This window comes from Trichococcus palustris (genome assembly GCF_900114465.1).
Lineage (GTDB): Bacteria > Bacillota > Bacilli > Lactobacillales > Aerococcaceae > Trichococcus > Trichococcus palustris.
This window is the reverse complement of the sequence record NZ_FOTD01000002.1, coordinates 37423-56655: the sequence shown is the minus strand read 5'-3', so window position 1 is coordinate 56655 and position 19233 is coordinate 37423. Positions and strand designations below refer to the sequence as shown.

Annotated in this window: 20 protein-coding genes; 14 read left to right on the top strand and 6 right to left on the bottom strand. The window is 43.6% G+C overall.

Annotation, left to right across the window (positions count from 1 at the left end):
* The first annotated feature begins 255 nt into the window (after positions 1-255).
* From BM101_RS01585 to BM101_RS14470, 3 genes are read left to right on the top strand one after another with little or no spacing between them, the layout of a single operon-like run.
* Entirely contained in the window at positions 256-450 is a 195-nt protein-coding gene (locus BM101_RS01585; protein ID WP_087030210.1) for a hypothetical protein, read from the top strand.
* 34 nt (positions 451-484) lie between these two features.
* On the top strand, positions 485-1477 hold the full coding sequence (locus tag BM101_RS01580) for a patatin-like phospholipase family protein (protein ID WP_218149858.1): 993 nt from the start codon (positions 485-487) through the stop codon (positions 1475-1477).
* Between the two features lie 51 nt (positions 1478-1528).
* Positions 1529-1921: a JAB domain-containing protein gene (locus tag BM101_RS14470; protein WP_281251086.1), complete on the top strand. Its 393-nt coding sequence runs from the start codon at positions 1529-1531 to the stop codon at positions 1919-1921.
* 864 nt (positions 1922-2785) lie between these two features.
* Here the strand turns inward: BM101_RS14470 and BM101_RS01570 are convergent.
* Entirely contained in the window at positions 2786-3685 is a 900-nt protein-coding gene (locus BM101_RS01570) for a DNA/RNA non-specific endonuclease (RefSeq protein WP_087030220.1), read from the bottom strand.
* Between the two features lie 150 nt (positions 3686-3835).
* On the opposite strand from BM101_RS01570, the gene BM101_RS01565 reads away from it, so the two are divergent.
* The 6 genes from BM101_RS01565 (at position 3836) to BM101_RS01540 (ending at position 8277) form a co-directional block, all read left to right on the top strand.
* Positions 3836-4816 (top strand): hypothetical protein, encoded by a 981-nt coding sequence (locus BM101_RS01565; RefSeq protein WP_087030223.1) that lies wholly within the window; start codon positions 3836-3838, stop codon positions 4814-4816.
* 25 nt (positions 4817-4841) lie between these two features.
* A complete protein-coding gene (locus BM101_RS01560) occupies positions 4842-5066 on the top strand; it encodes a hypothetical protein (protein WP_087030226.1) in 225 nt (74 codons plus the stop codon).
* Between the two features lie 51 nt (positions 5067-5117).
* A complete protein-coding gene (locus BM101_RS01555) occupies positions 5118-5318 on the top strand; it encodes a hypothetical protein (protein ID WP_087030937.1) in 201 nt (66 codons plus the stop codon).
* A gap of 549 nt (positions 5319-5867) precedes the next feature.
* Positions 5868-6680: a cell wall hydrolase gene (locus BM101_RS01550; RefSeq protein WP_087030229.1), complete on the top strand. Its 813-nt coding sequence runs from the start codon at positions 5868-5870 to the stop codon at positions 6678-6680.
* Between the two features lie 309 nt (positions 6681-6989).
* Complete coding sequence (locus BM101_RS01545) at positions 6990-8021, top strand: DUF5050 domain-containing protein (protein WP_087030232.1); 1032 nt, start codon at positions 6990-6992, stop codon at positions 8019-8021.
* 46 nt (positions 8022-8067) lie between these two features.
* Positions 8068-8277: a hypothetical protein gene (locus tag BM101_RS01540; RefSeq protein ID WP_087030234.1), complete on the top strand. Its 210-nt coding sequence runs from the start codon at positions 8068-8070 to the stop codon at positions 8275-8277.
* Between the two features lie 184 nt (positions 8278-8461).
* On the opposite strand, the gene BM101_RS01535 is transcribed toward BM101_RS01540, so the two are convergent.
* Positions 8462-9223: a C39 family peptidase gene (locus BM101_RS01535; RefSeq protein ID WP_087030237.1), complete on the bottom strand. Its 762-nt coding sequence runs from the start codon at positions 9221-9223 to the stop codon at positions 8462-8464.
* Between the two features lie 167 nt (positions 9224-9390).
* Here BM101_RS01535 and BM101_RS01530 point away from each other — a divergent pair, with 167 nt between their 5' ends.
* Positions 9391-11844 (top strand): ATP-binding cassette domain-containing protein, encoded by a 2454-nt coding sequence (locus BM101_RS01530; RefSeq protein WP_087030240.1) that lies wholly within the window; start codon positions 9391-9393, stop codon positions 11842-11844.
* Positions 11845-11907: 63 nt separating this feature from the next.
* On the opposite strand, the gene BM101_RS14215 is transcribed toward BM101_RS01530, so the two are convergent.
* The 3 genes from BM101_RS14215 to BM101_RS13840 form a co-directional block, all read right to left on the bottom strand.
* Positions 11908-12045 carry a hypothetical protein gene (locus BM101_RS14215; RefSeq protein WP_179193082.1) on the bottom strand — a complete coding sequence of 46 codons (138 nt, stop codon included), beginning with the start codon at positions 12043-12045 and terminating at the stop codon, positions 11908-11910.
* Between the two features lie 108 nt (positions 12046-12153).
* Positions 12154-12309, bottom strand: coding sequence for a 2-keto-3-deoxygluconate permease (locus BM101_RS14530; protein ID WP_087030242.1), 156 nt, complete (start codon positions 12307-12309; stop codon positions 12154-12156).
* A 53-nt stretch (positions 12310-12362) separates the two neighbouring features.
* Positions 12363-12554 carry a hypothetical protein gene (locus BM101_RS13840; RefSeq protein ID WP_143084404.1) on the bottom strand — a complete coding sequence of 64 codons (192 nt, stop codon included), beginning with the start codon at positions 12552-12554 and terminating at the stop codon, positions 12363-12365.
* Between the two features lie 514 nt (positions 12555-13068).
* On the opposite strand from BM101_RS13840, the gene BM101_RS01515 reads away from it, so the two are divergent.
* Positions 13069-14841 (top strand): ammonium transporter, encoded by a 1773-nt coding sequence (locus BM101_RS01515; RefSeq protein ID WP_093399818.1) that lies wholly within the window; start codon positions 13069-13071, stop codon positions 14839-14841.
* 243 nt (positions 14842-15084) lie between these two features.
* On the top strand, positions 15085-16305 hold the full coding sequence (locus BM101_RS01510) for a haloacid dehalogenase-like hydrolase (protein WP_087030246.1): 1221 nt from the start codon (positions 15085-15087) through the stop codon (positions 16303-16305).
* 87 nt (positions 16306-16392) lie between these two features.
* Here the strand turns inward: BM101_RS01510 and BM101_RS01505 are convergent, their stop codons facing one another.
* Positions 16393-16650 carry a hypothetical protein gene (locus BM101_RS01505; protein ID WP_087030249.1) on the bottom strand — a complete coding sequence of 86 codons (258 nt, stop codon included), beginning with the start codon at positions 16648-16650 and terminating at the stop codon, positions 16393-16395.
* A gap of 289 nt (positions 16651-16939) precedes the next feature.
* Between BM101_RS01505 and BM101_RS01500 the strand changes: the two genes are divergently transcribed.
* Positions 16940-17563 (top strand): hypothetical protein, encoded by a 624-nt coding sequence (locus BM101_RS01500; protein ID WP_143084403.1) that lies wholly within the window; start codon positions 16940-16942, stop codon positions 17561-17563.
* A 100-nt stretch (positions 17564-17663) separates the two neighbouring features.
* On the top strand, positions 17664-18908 hold the full coding sequence (locus tag BM101_RS01495; RefSeq protein ID WP_087030254.1) for an RtcB family protein: 1245 nt from the start codon (positions 17664-17666) through the stop codon (positions 18906-18908).
* Positions 18909-19233 lie beyond the last annotated feature (325 nt).

Here is a 19233-nt window from a genome sequence, read left to right as displayed (position 1 = left end):
CATATGAAATGTTTGCTGATGGGGTGGATGTTTTTACAAAAGAAAATCTGCGCCGTATAATGAACGTGTGAAGCAGTGAACGATTTGCTTATCAGGGAAGTTGGACATACAAATCGAATTAATACATTTGATGAAAAATACTAGCGCACTTGAGAATTGTTTGGAATTGTAAGCGGATAGATATGGGCGCCGCTTGCTGTAAATTCCGGCAAGATGTTTCTTATCTCTAGAAATTTAAAGGAAGGGGGACTAATTGTGATCAATCTGACAAAAGAACATGAAGAAAAGGAGAATCTTCAGGAAAAGAATGCAGAAAAAGAAAATAATCGAACTAATATTGTTAGTGCTGTCACTGGCCCGTTGAAAATGATTGCGGTTTTTGCAACATCTTCTGAGGTAATTGGAACATTCTCAACAACTTACTTATTTGTCAACGATACATTACACTAGTATATTTAAATTAATATAATTAAGGGAGGTGTTCATGATGGAATTAAAAAAAGTCGATGCTGTTTTTGAAGGTGGCGGTATAAAAGGTATTGGGTTGGTTGGTGCAGTTTCAGAGATAGAAAAGGCAGGATATAAATTTGAGAATTTAGTTGGAACTTCAGCAGGGGCAATTGTTGCAACCTTGCTTGCGGTAGGTTATAAAGCTGAAGAAATAAAGAATGAACTCCTGAAGTTGGATTATACCGATTTTAAAGATAAGGAATTTGTGGATAATTTTGGGCCTATCGGAAAAGGCATTAGTATAATTTTTGAGTATGGTATATATGAAGGAGATTTTTTTGAATCTTGGCTAAACGAGTTACTAAAAAAGAAGGGTATAACAACATTTAAGCAAATACAAACCGATTATCCTGAAGAACAATACAAGTATAAGCTACAGATTGTTGCATCAGATATTACTGATAAAAAAATGTTAATACTTCCACATGATCTTAAAGATTTTGTTGATGATATCGATCAATTTAGTATTGCTAAAGCAGTAAGAATGAGTATAGGGATACCAATATTTTTTGAACCTGTAAAGCTTAAGGATAAAAATGGCAGGACACATATTATTGTAGATGGAGGAATTTTAAGCAATTACCCTATCTGGCTTTTAGATGATACTACAACACATAACCCTAAATGGCCGACATTCGGTTTTAAGCTAAATGAGCCAGTTCCAAGAAAAATTACAGAAGGATATAAAGATGATATTGATAATCCTGTGAAATACTTAAAAGCGCTTGTTAGCACAATGATGGAAGCACACGATAAATTGCATATTTCTAATTCAAAAGGAGACTATGCTAGAACCATTGGAATTCCGACATCAATAACAATAAATAATAATACTAAGGAAATTAAAACAGCTTATTTTGATATTACCAAAGAAGAAAGTCTACTTTTATATAAAAATGGTGAAGATATGGCTCAAAAATTTCTTGAAATATGGGATTTTGATCAGTACAAAAAAAATTACAGGTAATAGCAATATTGCCATTGTGTTGTTCATGATTTCTATTTTTTATTACTGGAGTTGCTGGAAGAGAAAGAATGTGCTCAAGATAACCTGCCGGATTATTGGAAGGTAGCCATACTCAGTAATGCAGCCAGCATTATGGTTGGGCATAATCATCCCAGCGGAAATCCTGAACTGTCTGAAGCCGATCTTGTGATGACAGCGAGATTGACTGAAGCAGGTGAACTGTTGGGCATCACTGTCCTGGACCACATCATATTGGGCGATGATGATTTCGTATCGCTTAAAATGGGGGATACCTGTAAACCGGAAAAAGTTTTAGTGAAAATCGAGAGGGAAATAATCTCGTTTTTTACTAAAACACTGCGTTATGGAACCGACCCTTTACAAATTCATGCAAAAGAAAGAGAAGGATCATGGTGGATAAACTACCATACATCATCAATTTAATTCAGAGGCGCTTTGGGTACTCAAACGACTGGAATGATTACGTAACAATTTTATTCCAAGGGATACCATGTAAAATTTCTCCGATCCAAAGAAAGATTGGGGAGATTTTATTTCATACAGCGAAACAAAAAAAGCCGCTCTCAATTAAGAGTACAGCTTCAACATTGCCCGTGATTAAATTAATACCCCTAGTAAATACCCCGTTTTAGCAATCGTATAAAACTATATGAAACAGCTAACAAGTTTTCTACTATAATATACGGGGGGATTTGTATTGAATGATATTACATAAACGCGCAAAGGTAAAACCCCTCGTCTCCATCTAGATGAAGATGAAACCCTTAGAAAGTCGTATGAATCGCTTCATATCAACATTTCTAAGGGTTGTTTTTTTGTTTTGAATACGTAATTGAATACGTAATGTTAGAAATTCACATATTGAGCGAACTCTTCAGCGGTTTTTTCTTTAGCGTGTTTTGTCACTTTGGCATATATATTCATGGCGGTTTGAATATCTGAGTGGCCTAATCGTTCCATTATTTTTTGGGTAAGGTACACCAATTTCGAACAATGAATTACGGAGTGTATGCGGTAAGCCGTGAACAATTATTCTTTTCAGGCCATATTCTTTAATAAAGCAATTGAGTCGTTGGCCTACTTTGGTGGGGACATCAGCTCATTTTTTGCATTTGGGAAGATAAGTTGATTTTCTCATTCATGGCATTGAATGTAATCTTCAGGGAATCCTTTGCTTACCGTTTGCGCCTCTCTTTCAACAGGGGAGAAGTATAGATAATGATATTTGGATTTTATCAACAAGATTAATAATTCAATCTTCAGTCAAATTGATTATTATCTTACTTTTTAATCTATCCCATCCTTCGGTTCGTTGAATACATACACATTCAGGTCAACGGAATTATCCGTTACACTTTTCGCCATAATATGCAGGCCTTCACACATCAATTCCTCTCCCATAAATATTGGGGTTACACGATAACGAACCACCGATCCATGCTGAATAGCTGTATTCACAATGTCTTCCGCAGCAAAATACATAGTCGGATAATTGGCATTACGGTACAAAGTGACCAGATTACGCCAGTCTTCTCCACTTCCGCCCAGCACATCTGCTAATAGATGTCCTCGATTGAGCTGCTCTGGATTCCCTTCATTCTGGCCACTTTTTTTCCATCCACTTGGCAATATACGGCTGTCTGCATCTGTACCAGTGTCATACATGTCAGGCGTCACCATAGCATTCATAGTCGTCACACGATTCCATTCATCTAAATTACCATACACCGCCCATCCTACACCGTCATACTGTAACTCTGCTACTGTAAAGGTACTCTTTCCACCATTCAGTATTATTTCATCTGCTCCAGTGTATGCAGGAACGTCTGCTGCCGTTAAAATAGCAGAATTTACCTGTTTAATTGGAATTTCTTTTGATGGTTCAAGTGAGGGATCTATTGATTCGACTTGGCTGATATCCTGATTAACGGGTTCTGTTGAGGACTTCGATTCTACTTCTTTTATCGATTCAAATAGTATTTCTGAATCCGATGAATTTGTCGATTCCGCAAATAAAAAATCAGCTGATGCAGCTTCTGATTCAACTGCAACTTGTGTTTCTTTTACCGAATTTTCTATTTTTCTGTTTAACGGATTGTTACTGATCACCACAGAAAAAACAATGGCGGGTACAAGTAAAAGCCCTAGCATACCGAAAAATGGGTTGTCCCCACCTTTTTTTGACATTAACTTGTCCTCCTTTACATTACTATTTCTATATTAACACCGTAGGGAAATAATTTCCTTAGTATAATTGCTATTTATATATATTAATATTAAAATGTAATTATAACAGTAATATATTTGTTATATATAATTAATAAAGGAGTAATGAAAATGAAAAAGATTGTGAACGTACTTGGCGTATTAGTTGCTTCAATTTTTGTTATTGCTGTATTTCCCATCATCTCACCCATAGTTCTCGTTCTTGGCGGGTATGGAATTTGGTATTTCTTAAAGAAAACTCCGAACTCCAAAAAGATGAAACTTGCAATACTTGGTGCAGTGATTGGTTTATTCGGCTGTTTTACATTAACAGGATGTTCCGGAGGAGAAAACTCGGCTTCTGAAACAACAGCAAAACAATCTCAAGTAGAATCTGAGAAAGAAATATTATTGAAAAATGCTACGGTTGCTATTGCATTAGTAGACAAAGAACCGTCACGTGCTAATTATACTAAAGCTACAAGTATTGTAGATAAAATAGACAAGCCGTCTCAAGAGTTACAAGATAATTTAAAGGCTGCTGAGAATCGCGTCATTCAAGAAGAAGATAATCTAAAATTAGCGGAAGCTGCAATTGCATCAGCAGAAGCAAACCAAACTAGAGAAGCTTATGAAAATGCAAAATCAACTCTAGCAGTTTTAGTTATTCCAAATTCTACTTTTACGAACCGTTTATCTACCTTAGAGGGTTCCATAACAGAGAAAGAAGCAGCTGCTCAAGCAGAAGCCGACAGAATTGCTGCAGAACAAGCAGCAACCGCTCAGGCAGAAGCTGACAGGATTGCTGCAGAACAAGCAGCTGCTCAGGCAGAAGCCGACAGGATTGCTGCAGAACAAGCAGAAGCCGACAGAATTGCTTCAGAGCAAGCAGCTGCTTCAAATACTCCTTCGAGTGGTGGTTCATTCTCAGGAAATGGCGACGTAACTACTAATGAACCTGCCCAAGGGACCAGAACGGTTTATTGGACACCTAATGGTAAATCGTACCACTATAACAGAAATTGCAGCACGCTAGCTAGAAGCAAAACAATTTTAGAAGGAGCGGCTTCAAACTGTCCCAAAACCGACCCCTGTAACGTTTGTACTCAGTAATAGGGTTTGGTCAGTAGGGTGAAACATGAGAATAATAATCGACAGGTTTTTAGACTTTTTTACAATTTACGAAAAAGAAGATGGGGCAATGATTGATATGCAAGAAGAATATTCTGATCAATTCCAAAGAAATGGGATGCTCTGGTTTTCGATGAAGGTTCATTGTAAAAAAATATCAACGCAAGAATCTGAAATCACCTTGAAGGATAGTCATTCTTTTACTATTAAGGCTATTTTATTGTCAAAGTAGTATGATGAATTGTATATAATATTTATTCAAAATACGAAAGGACTGAATGATATGAAATTCGGTATGCGTACACCAAGTATTAAACGATCGATCAAAGCAAGGACAACCGGACGAGTGAAACGTGCGATAAAGAGTTCCGTCAATCCGCTATATGGCAAAAAGGGTATGGGATGGATACGTGATCCAAAACGTGCAGCGTACAATAAGGTTTATAAGAAAACAACATTCTCATTTTGGGATTTGTTCAAATAGGATAGGAAATTATGAGGTTCATCAGTGGATAGTTGGTGGCCGTTTGGAAAAAAATAATGTGTTCATTTCTGAATAAGTTATCTCATGACCCCACGGATTTTTGAATATGTAATGGTTCAATCGCATGCAGCATGTAATAGCCAATAGGCAACAAAGCTTCGTCTCTAGATCAGTATGAGACGGCACTTCTCAGAAATGTTGAGATGAAGGGATTCATTCGACTTTTTGAGGGGTGTTTTTTTTACCCAGAAAATCACTCGTGAATGATAAAAAGAGTCGGATCATCCAATCATTTGCATACATTTTGTCCATTCATAATAGACCATATATTCGCTTCTCATCTTTGCAAAAATAATTATGTCAGTCCCGTGTTTTTTGTCACGCAGATGCAATGATAGCTAATTTATATTTCAATCCCTTTAAAGCTGGCTTACAATCACCCAAAAAGGATTCTCATTCGCAATTTATCATGTTAAAGTCTGTCATGTTCAAAGGAAAAATATGAAACGATATTCTTTCTAAAAATGAGAACATGGGAGACATTCATTTATGAAATCAAATAAAAAAAAGATCCTGACAACTATAACAGCATCCGGTATATTGTTCAGTTTTGCAGTTACCGCTGGTGCAACAGCACTCGCAGATGTAATGCCATCAGCTACCCAAACCCAAACAGCAACTTACAAACAGGCAAATGAGAACCATTTAGTCAATAATCATATAACTGAAAATCAATCCGTAATTAACCAAGCTGCAGCAAAGGAAAAATTAGCAAAAAAAGCAGCAGAAGCACAAGCGGCAGCCGAGCAAGCAGCGGCACAACAGGCAGCAGCTGAGCAAGCGGCGGCACAACAAGCGGCAGCCGAGCAAGCAGCGGCACAACAAGCGGCAGCCGAGCAAGCAGCGGCACAACAGGCAGCAGCTGAGCAAGCGGCGGCAGAACAAGCGGCAGCTGAGCAAGCAGCGGCACAACAGGCAGCAGCCGAGCAAGCAGCGGCAGCACAGGCAGCAGCCGAACAAGCAGCGGCAGCACAGGCAGCAGCAACAGTTCCGGATGTTTCAAGCAACTACTTCTTTTACCAAGTTGTCCAAGCCGAAGCAGGTCCAAGCTACCAGGAAAAATTAAATGTAGCATCTGTGATTATGAACCGCGTTGCATCAGGCGCTTGGGGCGGAACGACCATCGATGCAGTATTGAATGCTCCGGGCCAATTTGAAGCAGTTTCGATTGGAGCCGCCGCAGCTCAGACGCCATCGGCCGAAACTATCCAAGCGGTCAATGAGGTATTGAACGGAACCCGCACGACATCAGCTCAAAGCTTCCGTGCTTCTGGTGATGGCGTAACGAATGTTTTCTTTTAAAAAACGTCAGATAAGCATTAACATTAATTCAATTATTATCAACGAAACTTAAAATCGCACAAAAAACGGAACTGCCTGCTCATTTTTGAGTAGCTAGTTTCCGGTTTTTTTTTTGTGTGGTTTGGGACAGAACTCAAAAATGGTAACATTTCATCATTTGGAAGCGGATACGGTATAATGGTACTGAAAGATTTTGTTGCGTTTTTCCGCAAAAGGATCCGCTGATTTCTGTTCTTTTCCGTCACGCCTGTCAAGTGAGCACCATGTGCATGGTCATTGTGAAATAGCTCAAACGAGGAGGGAGCTCAAATGAAAAAATTTCTAATGGCAATTTCAAAAGTTGGTTTGGCCATCGGTATTTTGGCGATGTTCGGCTGTTCAAAAGGATTCACTGTCAAAGATTCCCTTACTGCGGTGGAAGCTGGTGACCCCATCGACCGCACGGTGAATCTTGGCAGTATTTCGGAAAGCGACGGCTTAATCTACTATACCGTGGACAGAAAACTGTATCAAAGAAAATATGACTGGACGGAACGGACGCTGGTATCCGATAAGCCGGTCGCTTCCTTCCAGATTGTCGGGGAGTGGATTTATTACCTTGATTCCGCAGATGGCGGCAGCCTCTATAAAATGAGGAATGATGGTTCGGAGAACAGTCTGATCAGCGACGATTCCATTGGTGCGTTTGCCGTTTCGGGCGATACGATTTTCTACAGTACCATGCTGAGCCTGGATGAATTAAATGCAACCAAGAAAGACCTCAATGAGGGGAAAAGCTCTGATAAAATTACCGAAAAGATGGTCACCATTGACGACTTATATCGCATCGGCACGGACGGCACAGGAAAAGTTAAGCTCGTTTCCGATGGGACAGCGCCACAAGTCTTCGGCGACTGGGTCTACTATCATAATGCAGCAGGAAATCTATTCCATATGAAAGCCGATGGCACCGAGCAGAGCAAGATTGCTGAACAGGCCCTGGTTCTTCACGAATCCGGCGATTATCTCTACTATACCTACTCCGAACCAATAAACGATAAGGGGGAAGAAAAAATCTTCCTTTATCGAATGAAGCTGGATGGGGCAGAAGCCTCAGAAGTCTGGGCGATGGACCGCGTCGTCTATTACACATTTGACGACGGCTACTTCTATTACGGACTGGGCAAGGACAAAGGCGGCTTGTACCGCATGAACCTGGACGGAACAAACAGCAAAAAGATGAATGAAGTCGGCATCTACTCACTGGACGGCGTTGCAGGCGACTGGATGTACACGACAGAATACGAGGGTCCGACGTTCCGCGTGAAACTGGATGGGACTATAGGGGTCAAGCTGGATTAAAAATGTCATTATGCTTTAGATTTTGGAAAATAAGGGAGTGTTCATCATGGATCTGAAAGACTTTGAACGGAAATTCGAGGAAATAAAGAAAAATTATGCCGAACCAAAACGCACGAACGAACTTACCAACCTTCTGGAGGAGATGGAGCGTGAATACGGCTCGGTCAAGAATTGGGGGAATGAGGAGGACACCCCTTACTTAGAAACGCCTCAAATGATTTTATACCGTAATATAAGTATGGCCAGAGAACTATAAACCAAATGCAGCGCGCAGTAGGAACAGTTGTTATACCAATTTTTGGGAATTGATTGAAAAGCAAAGGGATCTTTACTGAACGTTGAGCCGGAAAAAGTGTAAAGGATAGACAGATACAGCCGCAATTATTCCGCCATCGCAGAATAATTACGGCTGTATCTGGTTTTAATGGGGATAGGTGGGATCAGTCAATATAGATGGCCTGATTGCCCAACTGCTCCCACGATTGGATGAATCCCGCCCGGTCGACCACTTGATCCTTTATTCCGTAAGAATCATTGAGATAAATGGAATCGGCATCATAGCCTACGATAACCACACTATGCATGAAATAGGTGATACCGACCGGACCTGTAGGTGTTTGCCAAATTTCCATGTCATCCACCGGTAAAAAGGTGGTGGTCGTGACGACCCAAACGGGGCATCCTTGGTTCAGGGCTGAAATAACGGCATCAAACCCGCTGCCGGTGATATCCTTCACACGATCAGGGGCAACGTATTGGGCGGCCAATGAGGCAATCGGACCATGATAGACGCAGAAGCCGTAAGCATATCCCGTCACGTCCCCGACAAAACCTTCGTTCGGATTGCCCTGCAGGCCGTTATCATAGTATATCGGAACGGAAGGGAGCCTGTCGGCCAACTCATTTTTTGAAACCGCAATCCCATTGTATTGAAGGACCATCGCTAAGGAAGTGACTTCACAGCCCAGCAATAAGGCGGGCGGATCCATCTGGTTAAGCAAAGGGACATCCAACAACACGCTTTCAGCCCATTCATTTTGCTCTGTTGCCATTGCCATTTGCGTTGGTGGATTTGATACAGTCGCATGCCGCTCCGTCGAACGTTGCATCGCCATACTTTTTAAATAAAGAACGCTGACTGTCAGGAGGCAGACGAAAGTGAATAAGGACAGCATTTTTTTGAAGGATGATTTTTTTCGCATAAGGGGGCACTCCTTTGTAGGGTTGGAAAATAGTATGAATGACAGTCAAGGATCAATAGCTTCTGGCGAGCAATCGTACTGGATTGTACAGAAAGACCATTTCTATCCTATAATGAAGGCAGAAGACAATAAGCACACCTGATCAGTTTATGAAAGGAGGCGGAGAAATGAAGAATATCATCATCAAAGGCGCCAAAGAAGGGAATCTGAAGGATATTTCATTGGAGATACCGAGAAATAGACTGGTTGTGTTTACCGGCTTATCTGGCTCCGGCAAGTCCACCTTAGCGATCGATACGATCTATCAAGAGTGTCAAAGGCAGTATCTGGAGGCGATGGGCTATCAAGGGCTCCATAAGCCCAAAATTGAGTACATGCGCAATGTATCGCCAGCCATCAGGATTATGCAAAACGAATACAATAAAAACCCGCGTTCCTCCGTGGGGACAGCCACCGACATCTATACGGACCTCCGGATGATTTACGAAAAACTAAGCAAACGAATCTGCCCGAATTGCAGCCGGGAAATCGCCTCAGCCGACTGCAAAGAAGAAATCGAGAAATCCGAAGATGATTTTAGGGTCTATATGTACTGCAATCATTGCAACCACCGAATGGAGAAGCTCACCAGAACCCATTTTTCCTTCAACACCCGGGAAGGTGCCTGCGAAACCTGCCAAGGACTGGGTAAGGTCTTGACGGTGGACGAGACAAGCGTCGTCCATGGACAGCTATCTTTGGAGGCTGGTGCAATCGATTTTTGGAAACATAAATATAAGGATTATCAAATCACTGCCTTACACAATGCCTTCAAACACTACGGCATAGCCATCGAGCCGGGTACACCGGTTAACGAATTTACGAAGGAGCAAAAGGCAATCCTTCTTTATGGCGTCGACAGCGCGCAGGTGAGGGGGGCTTTCCCGAAAATCGTTCCGCCTAAAACGGTGGAGGGCGGCAGATTTGAAGGAGTATTCACGTCTCTTTGGCGGAGAATAGCAGAAAAAGGCGGCAATTCAAGGCTGCAGGATACGTATTTCGATTCTGTTGTTTGTCCGGATTGCAAGGGGGAACGACTGAATGCGTTAAGCAGAAGCGTGACCGTACTGGACACGCGCCTTCCGGAATTGGTTTCGGTATCGTTGCAGGAGCTGTCTCGCTGGATGCTGAGGCTTAAGGATAGTCTCGGCGGCGAGCAGTTCATCCTCGTGGAAGTCTATTTGCTGGATTTGGAAACGAAAATACGCCGAATCGTGGCTGTCGGACTCGGTTATCTTTCTCTCGACAGGCAAACGATCACATTATCGGGTGGGGAAGCGCAAAGGATTAAGTTAGCGGCAACTTTGGATTCAGATCTGACAGGAATCATCTATATCATGGATGAACCGACAATCAGCCTTCACCCCAAAGATACACACGGCATCATCACCATATTGAAGGAATTAAGGGACTTGGAGAACACGGTGCTCGTCATTGAACATGACCTCGATGTCATGAAGGCCGCTGACTATATGGTAGACCTCGGACCCGGTTCCGGCAAATATGGCGGGGAAATCATCGGAAAAGGAACGTTGGAAGACATAAAAAAACAGGATGGTTCCGTCACCGGCGCCTACCTAAGGCGAAGGCCACAGAAGCATAAAGCGTTCCGGAAAGGGACCGGGGCTTTCATCGAAGTAAAAAATGCGAAGGTGCATAACCTAAAGGACATCACCGTCCGATTCCCTGTCGGGTGCCTCAGTTGTGTTACAGGGGTTTCCGGTTCAGGAAAATCGACACTGGTGTTCGAGGTACTGTCGAAATCAAGGGAAACACAGCAAGGAACGTCCAACCAGGTTACCGGCACCGGTCTTTTTGACCAAATCGTAACCGTGGAGCAAGCGCCTCTGGCCAGAATGAAACGATCAAATGTCGCAACATATTCTGGGGTCTATACGGAGATAAGGAAAATTTTTGGCGAATTAAAGGACGCTGTGGACAAGGGGATAACCGCAAAGCATTTCTCGTTTAACACCAAAGGCGGACGTTGCGAGAATTGCGAAGGGCTCGGTTATGTCACGAGCAATATGCTGTTTTTTGAGGATTTGGAAGTGCTTTGCCCGGTTTGCCACGGCAACCGATTCACTGATGATGTGTTATCCGTGAAATATGCGGGCTACTCCATAAATGACGTTCTAGGGATGTCGGTCGAGGATGCGGTCCCTGTCTTCAAGGGCCATTCAAAAATCCTCAAAATTGTAAAATTGTTGATAGAGGTTGGATTGGGCTATCTGGAACTTGGACAAACATTGACCACTCTATCCGGCGGCGAAGGCCAACGATTAAAGCTGGCGCAAGAGCTGATTACGCATCAGGGCAAGCATAATCTTTATCTGATTGACGAACCCACAACGGGGCTGCATCCGATCGATGTAGAAAACTTTCTCAACCTCCTGAACCGAATGATCGATGCAGGAAGCACAGTCATTGTAGTGGAACACAACCAGCAAGTCATCAAAGCTTCCGATTGGATCGTGGATCTCGGCCCGGGAGGCGGTATCGCTGGCGGTAATGTGATTGCCGAAGGCACACCGGATGATGTACGGGCCAATAAAAAGTCGATAACAGGAAGATACATCTGAATAAGAAGATTGGGTCCATGGCAATGGAATGGAAGCTCTTGAAACAGTCATTTACTGGCTGCTTCATCCAGGTTCCCGAGAATAATCCCGAGCAGCAACGGGAATAAGATTGAAATGATCGGCAACCAAGTCGGCACCTGTCCCCAGTGAACGATTGATGATCAGCAAAGGCACCGTCGGCACAGCCATCAAGCCGAGCAACCCGAAAGCATCCCGATCGCGCTCATCGCCCTAATCGCTCATCAACGACAAGAAAAGGGTTGGATTTGTGCTGCAGATGACGGCGATGAAAGTGATGGCGCTGATGCCCTAGGCTGAAAATACTGCCTGGGTAGCCCCGCCGATTTGGAATAGGGTGGGCCAGAACGTGTAAATGATGGCTGTGATGAACATGGGAACCAACAATAAAGCGCCGGGTATTTTTTCATGAAATCGAACATTCCCCCCCTCCTCTATTGCTCTCACTTAAATTATACTTCATTTTCGACGAATTAAGTTAGCGGTTGCATTCCGGCGTTTCAAGACGAGTGACGGCGGAAACTGACATCCATAAGCAGAAACACTTCCATGCGGAAGTCATCTTGTGGTGCAAAAAAAGGAAAAATCAATGAAACAAGAGCTCCCTCAATGTCATCCAATCGCCAAATATTCACCTTTTTTGAAATTTGCCAGTTTATTGATAGAAGCCACAGAAAAAGCTTATCTGACAAGCCTTTCCCCCCTATTTCCTTTTTCGCCAACGAAAGGTTATGTGAGCATATTCACACAATGATCGCAGCTTGGTGGATGGTGCGCAAGGCAAAGAAAATACAAATGATGGATACGTTCCGCAGTCAGAGAACGCATTGCTTATGGTATGAAATCACCGAACGATCATCTATTTCTGAATGTATTTCCATAGAAAAAAGGCGTAGAACCCTGAAATGGTGCATTTTTTAGTTTAACTTCCTTTGCCCGGCACGGAAGGAGCGATGAGGATCGTCACCCCGCAATCACCGCGGGGCATATTTTTGCGAACGGACAGCAGCAACAGACAGAATAGGCAACTGTTTAAATCGTTCTGCATTGTGAACGTTATCATTTCGTTGGGTGGAATACCAACCTCATGTAACATATCATCCCATGACTTGTCAGAAACGAAATGACTATCTTCTTTTTTGAATATATAATTTGCTCAAGAGTTAAGCACAAATTAAATATATTCAATCAAAGGAGAATAATAAAATGGAGAATATCAATATGGCGGACACGACTTTCATGTTCCTCGCAACGGTAATGGTTCTGCTGATGACCCCAGCTTTATCTTTATTTTACGGAGGGATGGTCAGGGCAAAAAATGTTCTGAGTACAACCATGCATAGTTATGCGGCTATTGTAGTTGTTGTCATACAATGGATACTTATCGGTTATTCCTTGTCATTCGGAGGAGACCACTCGATTATCGGCGACTTTTCATTTGCTTTTCTTAAAAATGTTGGTTTTGCCCCTGTCGATTATGCTCCGACAATTCCGCATCAGTTATTCATGATGTTTCAATTAGCTTTTGCTATCATCACCCCTGCAATCATTTCCGGAAGCGTTGCGGAAAGAATGAAATTCCCGGCGTTCCTTGCGTTCGTATTGCTATGGACAACCTTGGTTTACGACCCGATTGCTCATTGGGTATGGGGCAATGGCGGTTGGATAAGACAAATGGGCGCTCTCGATTTCGCGGGCGGAACGGTCATTCACGTCAGCGCCGGCATTTCAGCACTTGTGGCTGCCATCTTTGTCGGAAAAAGAATCAACAAAGATTCGGTCAGACCGCATAACATCCCGATGACGATGATTGGCGCTGGCTTGTTGCTTTTTGGATGGTTCGGTTTCAACGCAGGCAGCGCCCTCAGCATGAACGGCATTGCAATGAATGCTTTCATCACCACGATGGTATCGGGAGCTGCGGCTGGATTCAGTTGGATCATGTGCGAATGGGTGCTCCACAAAAGACCGACTGCTTTAGGCCTGGTCAGTGGGATAATAGCAGGACTTGGCTCCATTACGCAAAGTGCCGGTTACGTTAGCCCATTCTCGGCTATGATTATCGGATTCATCGGTGGTTTGCTGTGTTTCTTCGCTGTCACTGCATTGAAAAAGAAAATCGGCTATGATGATGCACTCGATGCTTTTGGCTGTCATGGCGTAGGCGGAATTTGGGGCGGCATCTCAGCAGGGATTTTCGCAACATCCGCTATCAATCCCGATATAACAGGCGGATTGGTCGACGGAAATACTTCACTGCTGATCGCTGAAATCATCAGCATCGTTGCGGTTATTGCTTATTCAGCAATAATATCCTTTGCCATCTTAAAACTGATCAGCTTAGTTATGCCGGTCAGGGTCACTGAGGAAGAAGAGGAAGATGGTTTGGACTATTCCTTGCACGGAGAAACGGCTTATGGTTCTGTCAGCGCTGGAAGCCTTTCTGTTGGTAGTGTGCATGATGCAACTGCAGTCCCGGCAAATCAATCCATTTCTCCGAACAGGCATTTTGGTGCAGGAGTGGTCGCTCTAGACGAAGCGGTTGTTGTGGAAAACCACGCAACAACATATCCAAGCAACCCGTCACCTCAAACTGCAAAACTGACGAAAGTGGAAATATTGATCAATGAAAGTAAATTCGATCATCTGAAAAAAGCTTTGAACGGCATCGGCATCACCGGCATGACAGTAGTCAATGTCTTTGGTTATGGTGTGCAGAAAGGCCATACAACTTATTATCGCGGAGTAGAGACCGATGCTGATTTGTTGCCTAAAATCCGGGTGGAAGTCGTAATCAGCAAAGTACCTCTCCAACAAGTGATTGAAACTGCCAGACAAGCGTTATATACAGGCAATATCGGAGACGGAAAAATATTTGTCTATGATGTTGAGAACGTAATCCGCGTGAGCACCGGCGAAGAAGGCGCACAAGCATTGACGTACAATAAAGATACAGATTTATTGCGTGCGACTTCCTGATCGAAGCAAATAAGTTTTCGTTTTCAAATGAAAAGTTTGAGCGGCCGAGCGGTTGAAGTTTTTGTCTCAGGCCATCCGAATGAAAGATAAAGCATCTGTCAGAATCCAACTCTGCCAGGTGCTTTATCTTCTTTTCAATTTCGGCAAATAGATGGGCACAAATCAATGATATATGATGCAGGCATCGTTTTTTTTTGTTAGAATGGATTCTAATGATATTTTCATTTAAAAGGAGTGTTAGTCTTGGCAGAAAATTTTAAACATCTTTCCGAAAAAAACTGGGCACCGCGTACCTATCAAGCCCTTTGTGACGTGATTGCAGCTTATGGCATTCAAAGCAACAGCTACAATCCGGATAAACCGCCATACGTGGTGTTCGATTTTGACAATACATCCGCCATCATGGATATAGAAGACCTCCTGATGCTTTACATGATGCTGCATCTCAACTATAAGCTGACGCCTGAACAATTCCATGCGGTTTTAACGGATGGCGTTGCAGCCGGTATTGCAGCTTTCGATGATCTATTGGACCAAAATAATTCAAAAGCAACCATCCGGAATATTACAGATGACATAACGGCGGATTACACCTGGCTGTACAATTACTATGAAGGTTTTGGGCAAGGCGGCACCGAGTCTTTGGAAGAGACGAAAAACAGCCTGCAATACCAAGATTTTGCAGCGAAGCTCCGCCTGTTTTATACGGTCATCAACGGCAAATTCAAGCGTAAAGCGGGCTATCCTTGGATGACATATTTGTTCGCTGGGCGCACGAGCGAAGAATTGAGTGAGTTGGCTTATCAATCGATAAGCTATTGGCTGCAGTTCGGTAAATTCGAGCGGGTGACCCTGGCCAGTCCGGAAGAGTTGCCGGGAAAAGCCGGGGTGATCAGTTCCAGTTATGAAACGGGTTTAGCTTTTCCTCAAGAACTGACAGAGCTTTATCAAGTGCTTAAAGAAAATGGCATCAAAGTTTATGTCATTTCAGCATCCCCCGTTGACGTGGTAAAAACTGCTGCAACGCACGCTGATTTTGGCTATAACCTAAATCCCGAATACATCATTGGTATGTACTATACGAAAGATGCGGACGGGATGATTCAACATGGTATGCAGCCAGACAAACACATCACCAAAGGGGAAGGCAAAACAGCTGTCATAACCGAAGTTCTGATGCCTGAGAACAACAATCAGCAACCACTGATGTTGTTCGGCGACAGCACGGGCGATTTCGATATGATGACGCAATTGCAGGATGTAAAACTTTGCGTCCTGTTCAATCGTTATCTGGATGACGATACCCAAAAATTGGTCCAAGAAGCTGTCGAATCCAGGGAACATCCAAGCCCGCGCGTCGTTCTGCAAGGCCGCGATGAGAACTTGGGAACGCTTCGTCCTTCTGAAAAATCCATTTTATTGGGCACTTCAAAAGAAGTCTTGATGCGCGACATTAAAAAATAAAAAAACGATGATTGAGAAGCCAAAACCACCATCCCTAAACGGAACGGTGGTTTTTTGGCTTATGGTGGCACGGTTTTTTGTGCGGGCTTAAAGGTATCTGTGCAGCGCTTGGGCAATGTTCTCCAGCTCGGATAGGTCTTCCGTTGAAGGATTATCTACCGTCATAAGAGCTTCTTCATCCCCGATAGTCGTATTGCCTTCGGAATCCTCTAACACTTCAACAATCAATAGTTCTGCAAATTTATCATCAAGGTCTCTCTGCGGGTGCACCAAGAAATCGATGGTGCTATTTGTGTGGTTTGCTTTGAATGCTGCAATCATTTCAATCAGTTTTTCTAAGTCCATGTGTGGACCTCCTTTTTGTTTCTGACACTTGTCGAGCAATAATCATTATACCCTAATAACCCATTATTGTGCAGGAGCAGTTAGCCCATAGGCGGCTTGACTATTTGCTGCCTTGCTTGCGGATCGAGAAAATTGCTAGCGAATTAATACCGCTTACCTATCCTTTAGCGGTATAATAAAGGCAAATATAAATGAAAAAATCCCCACTTTCTGCCACCGGAATAAGAGGCGGGAAATGTTGTCGGAACGAGCGGATGAGAAGGGAAATAGAATCTGGGAGGTGTGTTTCTTGGCTAAGAAGACAATCTATGATGCAAAAGAAAAACCATTATTGAAAAAATGGTGGTTTTGGTTGATTTTTGTTGTTGCGGTCGGGATGATGGTTGTGTTCGGTGGAGAGGGGGATACGGCGAAAACAACCGCATCCGATAAGTTGGCGGAAACAGCAAAAGCTGACTTTGACAAGATAGTGGCTGCAGAAAGCAAAGACCAAGCAGAGGCGGATAAACAGGCAGAGGCGGCCACCAAAGAGGCTGAAGCGAAGGCCAATGCTAAAGCCCAGGCTGAAGCGGATGCCAAACTCAAAGATCCCGCAAATTACCGGACGGATATTACCTATGAGCAATTGGCACAGGCACCCGATGCATATTATTCTGAAATGTTTACCATGTCCGGGCGGGTTCTTCAAGTGATGCAAGGAGAGGAATCTTCGCAATTGCTGGTGGCGGTCGGTGACAATGATAGCACCGTCATTTTTCTGGGATATGAATCGAAAATCATGGAATCCGGGATTTTAGAAAATGACCATATAAAATTTTACGGCATGGCTGCCAAATCGATAAGCTATGATTCTTCCCTTGGAGAAAAGATTACGGTTCCGGCTGCCTTCGTAAATATGATTGAGCTACAATAACTTGCGGTCTAATAATGACGATTTCTAAGATTTAGAAGAGATAGCCGATCCAGCGGGAATTCCGTTGGGTAAATAAATTTCAACTCATGGGGGATGAAGCATGTTCACGTTATTTGAACCATCCGAACAGAAAGTGCCGATCAAGATTTGGCTTGAGAATACAGGCCAACTGGATAGGATTTGTCTGGAGCAAGCAATGAATCTGGCTAATCTGCCTTTTGCCTACCAGCGGATTGCCCTCATGCCGGATGCCCACGCCGGCTACGGCATGCCCATCGGAGGCATCTTGGCTGCTGAAGGAATGATCGTCCCGAATGCAGTCGGGGCCGATATCGGTTGTGGCATGACTTTTGTGCAAACCAATATTCCCGTGGAAATCCTTATTACGGAAGAGACGCCCGACGGGAAATTAGCGCAAATAATCGTCAGCAACATCCTACGGAGCATCCCGAACGGCTATGAGAAGCATAAGCGCAAAAAAGCAAGCGAGGCTGTCCGGAAGTTTTCTTGGTATGTAGAAGAACAGGAAAAGGCTGGGCCGGCCCAGGATCTCGCCTATGTGCTGGATGAGGCCTATTTTCAAATAGGGACACTTGGCGGCGGGAATCACTTTATCGAGCTGCAAACGGATGAGCAGGGATTCCTGGGCGTGATGGTCCATACCGGTTCGCGAAATGTCGGGAAGGCTGTCTGCGATTATTTTGATGATAAGGCGAAGCAACTAAACATGCAGCATTCGCCCGTTCCTCCGGAGTGGAATTTGGCTTATCTAGCGACCGACAGTGACATCGGCAAGGAATATATCCGATGGATGGAATTTGCCATGGCATTCGCCAAAGAGAACAGGGCGAAAATTATAGGAATTGTCATCGAAATCATCCGTCACCTTGTTGCCGAATATGCAGCTTTTACCGAGGTTGAACTGTCCGAACCGATCGACTGTCACCATAATTATGCCGCTTACGAAGAACATGCCGGGAAGATGGTCTGGGTTCATCGGAAAGGCGCCATACGGGCCGGGGAAGGCGAATGGGGAATCATCCCTGGCGCAATGGGGGCTAGTTCCTATCTGGTCAAGGGGAAAGGCAATCCAGAGAGTTTTCATTCTTGCTCGCACGGGGCCGGCCGCCAGATTAGCAGGAAAGAGGCGATGGAAACGTTCAGTGCGGAAGAAACAATCCTCGATCTTGAAGCGAAGGGCATTTTTCTGGGGAAGACAAGGAAACGCGACATAGGGGAAGAAGCTCGTTTTGCCTATAAAAACATCGATTTTGTCATCGCCAATGAACTGGATTTGATTGAGCCTATCCGCAAGCTGGAAACGCTGGGTGTTGTGAAAGGATAGCCGCTGCTCGCAATGCAACGAAAGACCCAACCTGTTAAAGAAGAGAGTGTGACAAAAAGCGTTCAGACCCGAATCACTGGAGCGAATAAGTGGAGGATGGTTGCAAACCATCTGAGCATTATTCGTGAAGTGACGTCGGGTCTGCTTTTTGGAACACGTTTACGATTAATAGTTAGGGAATAAGGAATTTTTGGCGTATCCAAAGAATGAATAAACACTGTTCCTTCCATTCCTGCCGTGTTAAAATATCGTGACGAACAAAGAAGGTCTGCATAGGAAACAGGATGGATACGGATGATTCGGCAGACAGGAACCGAAAGGAAAA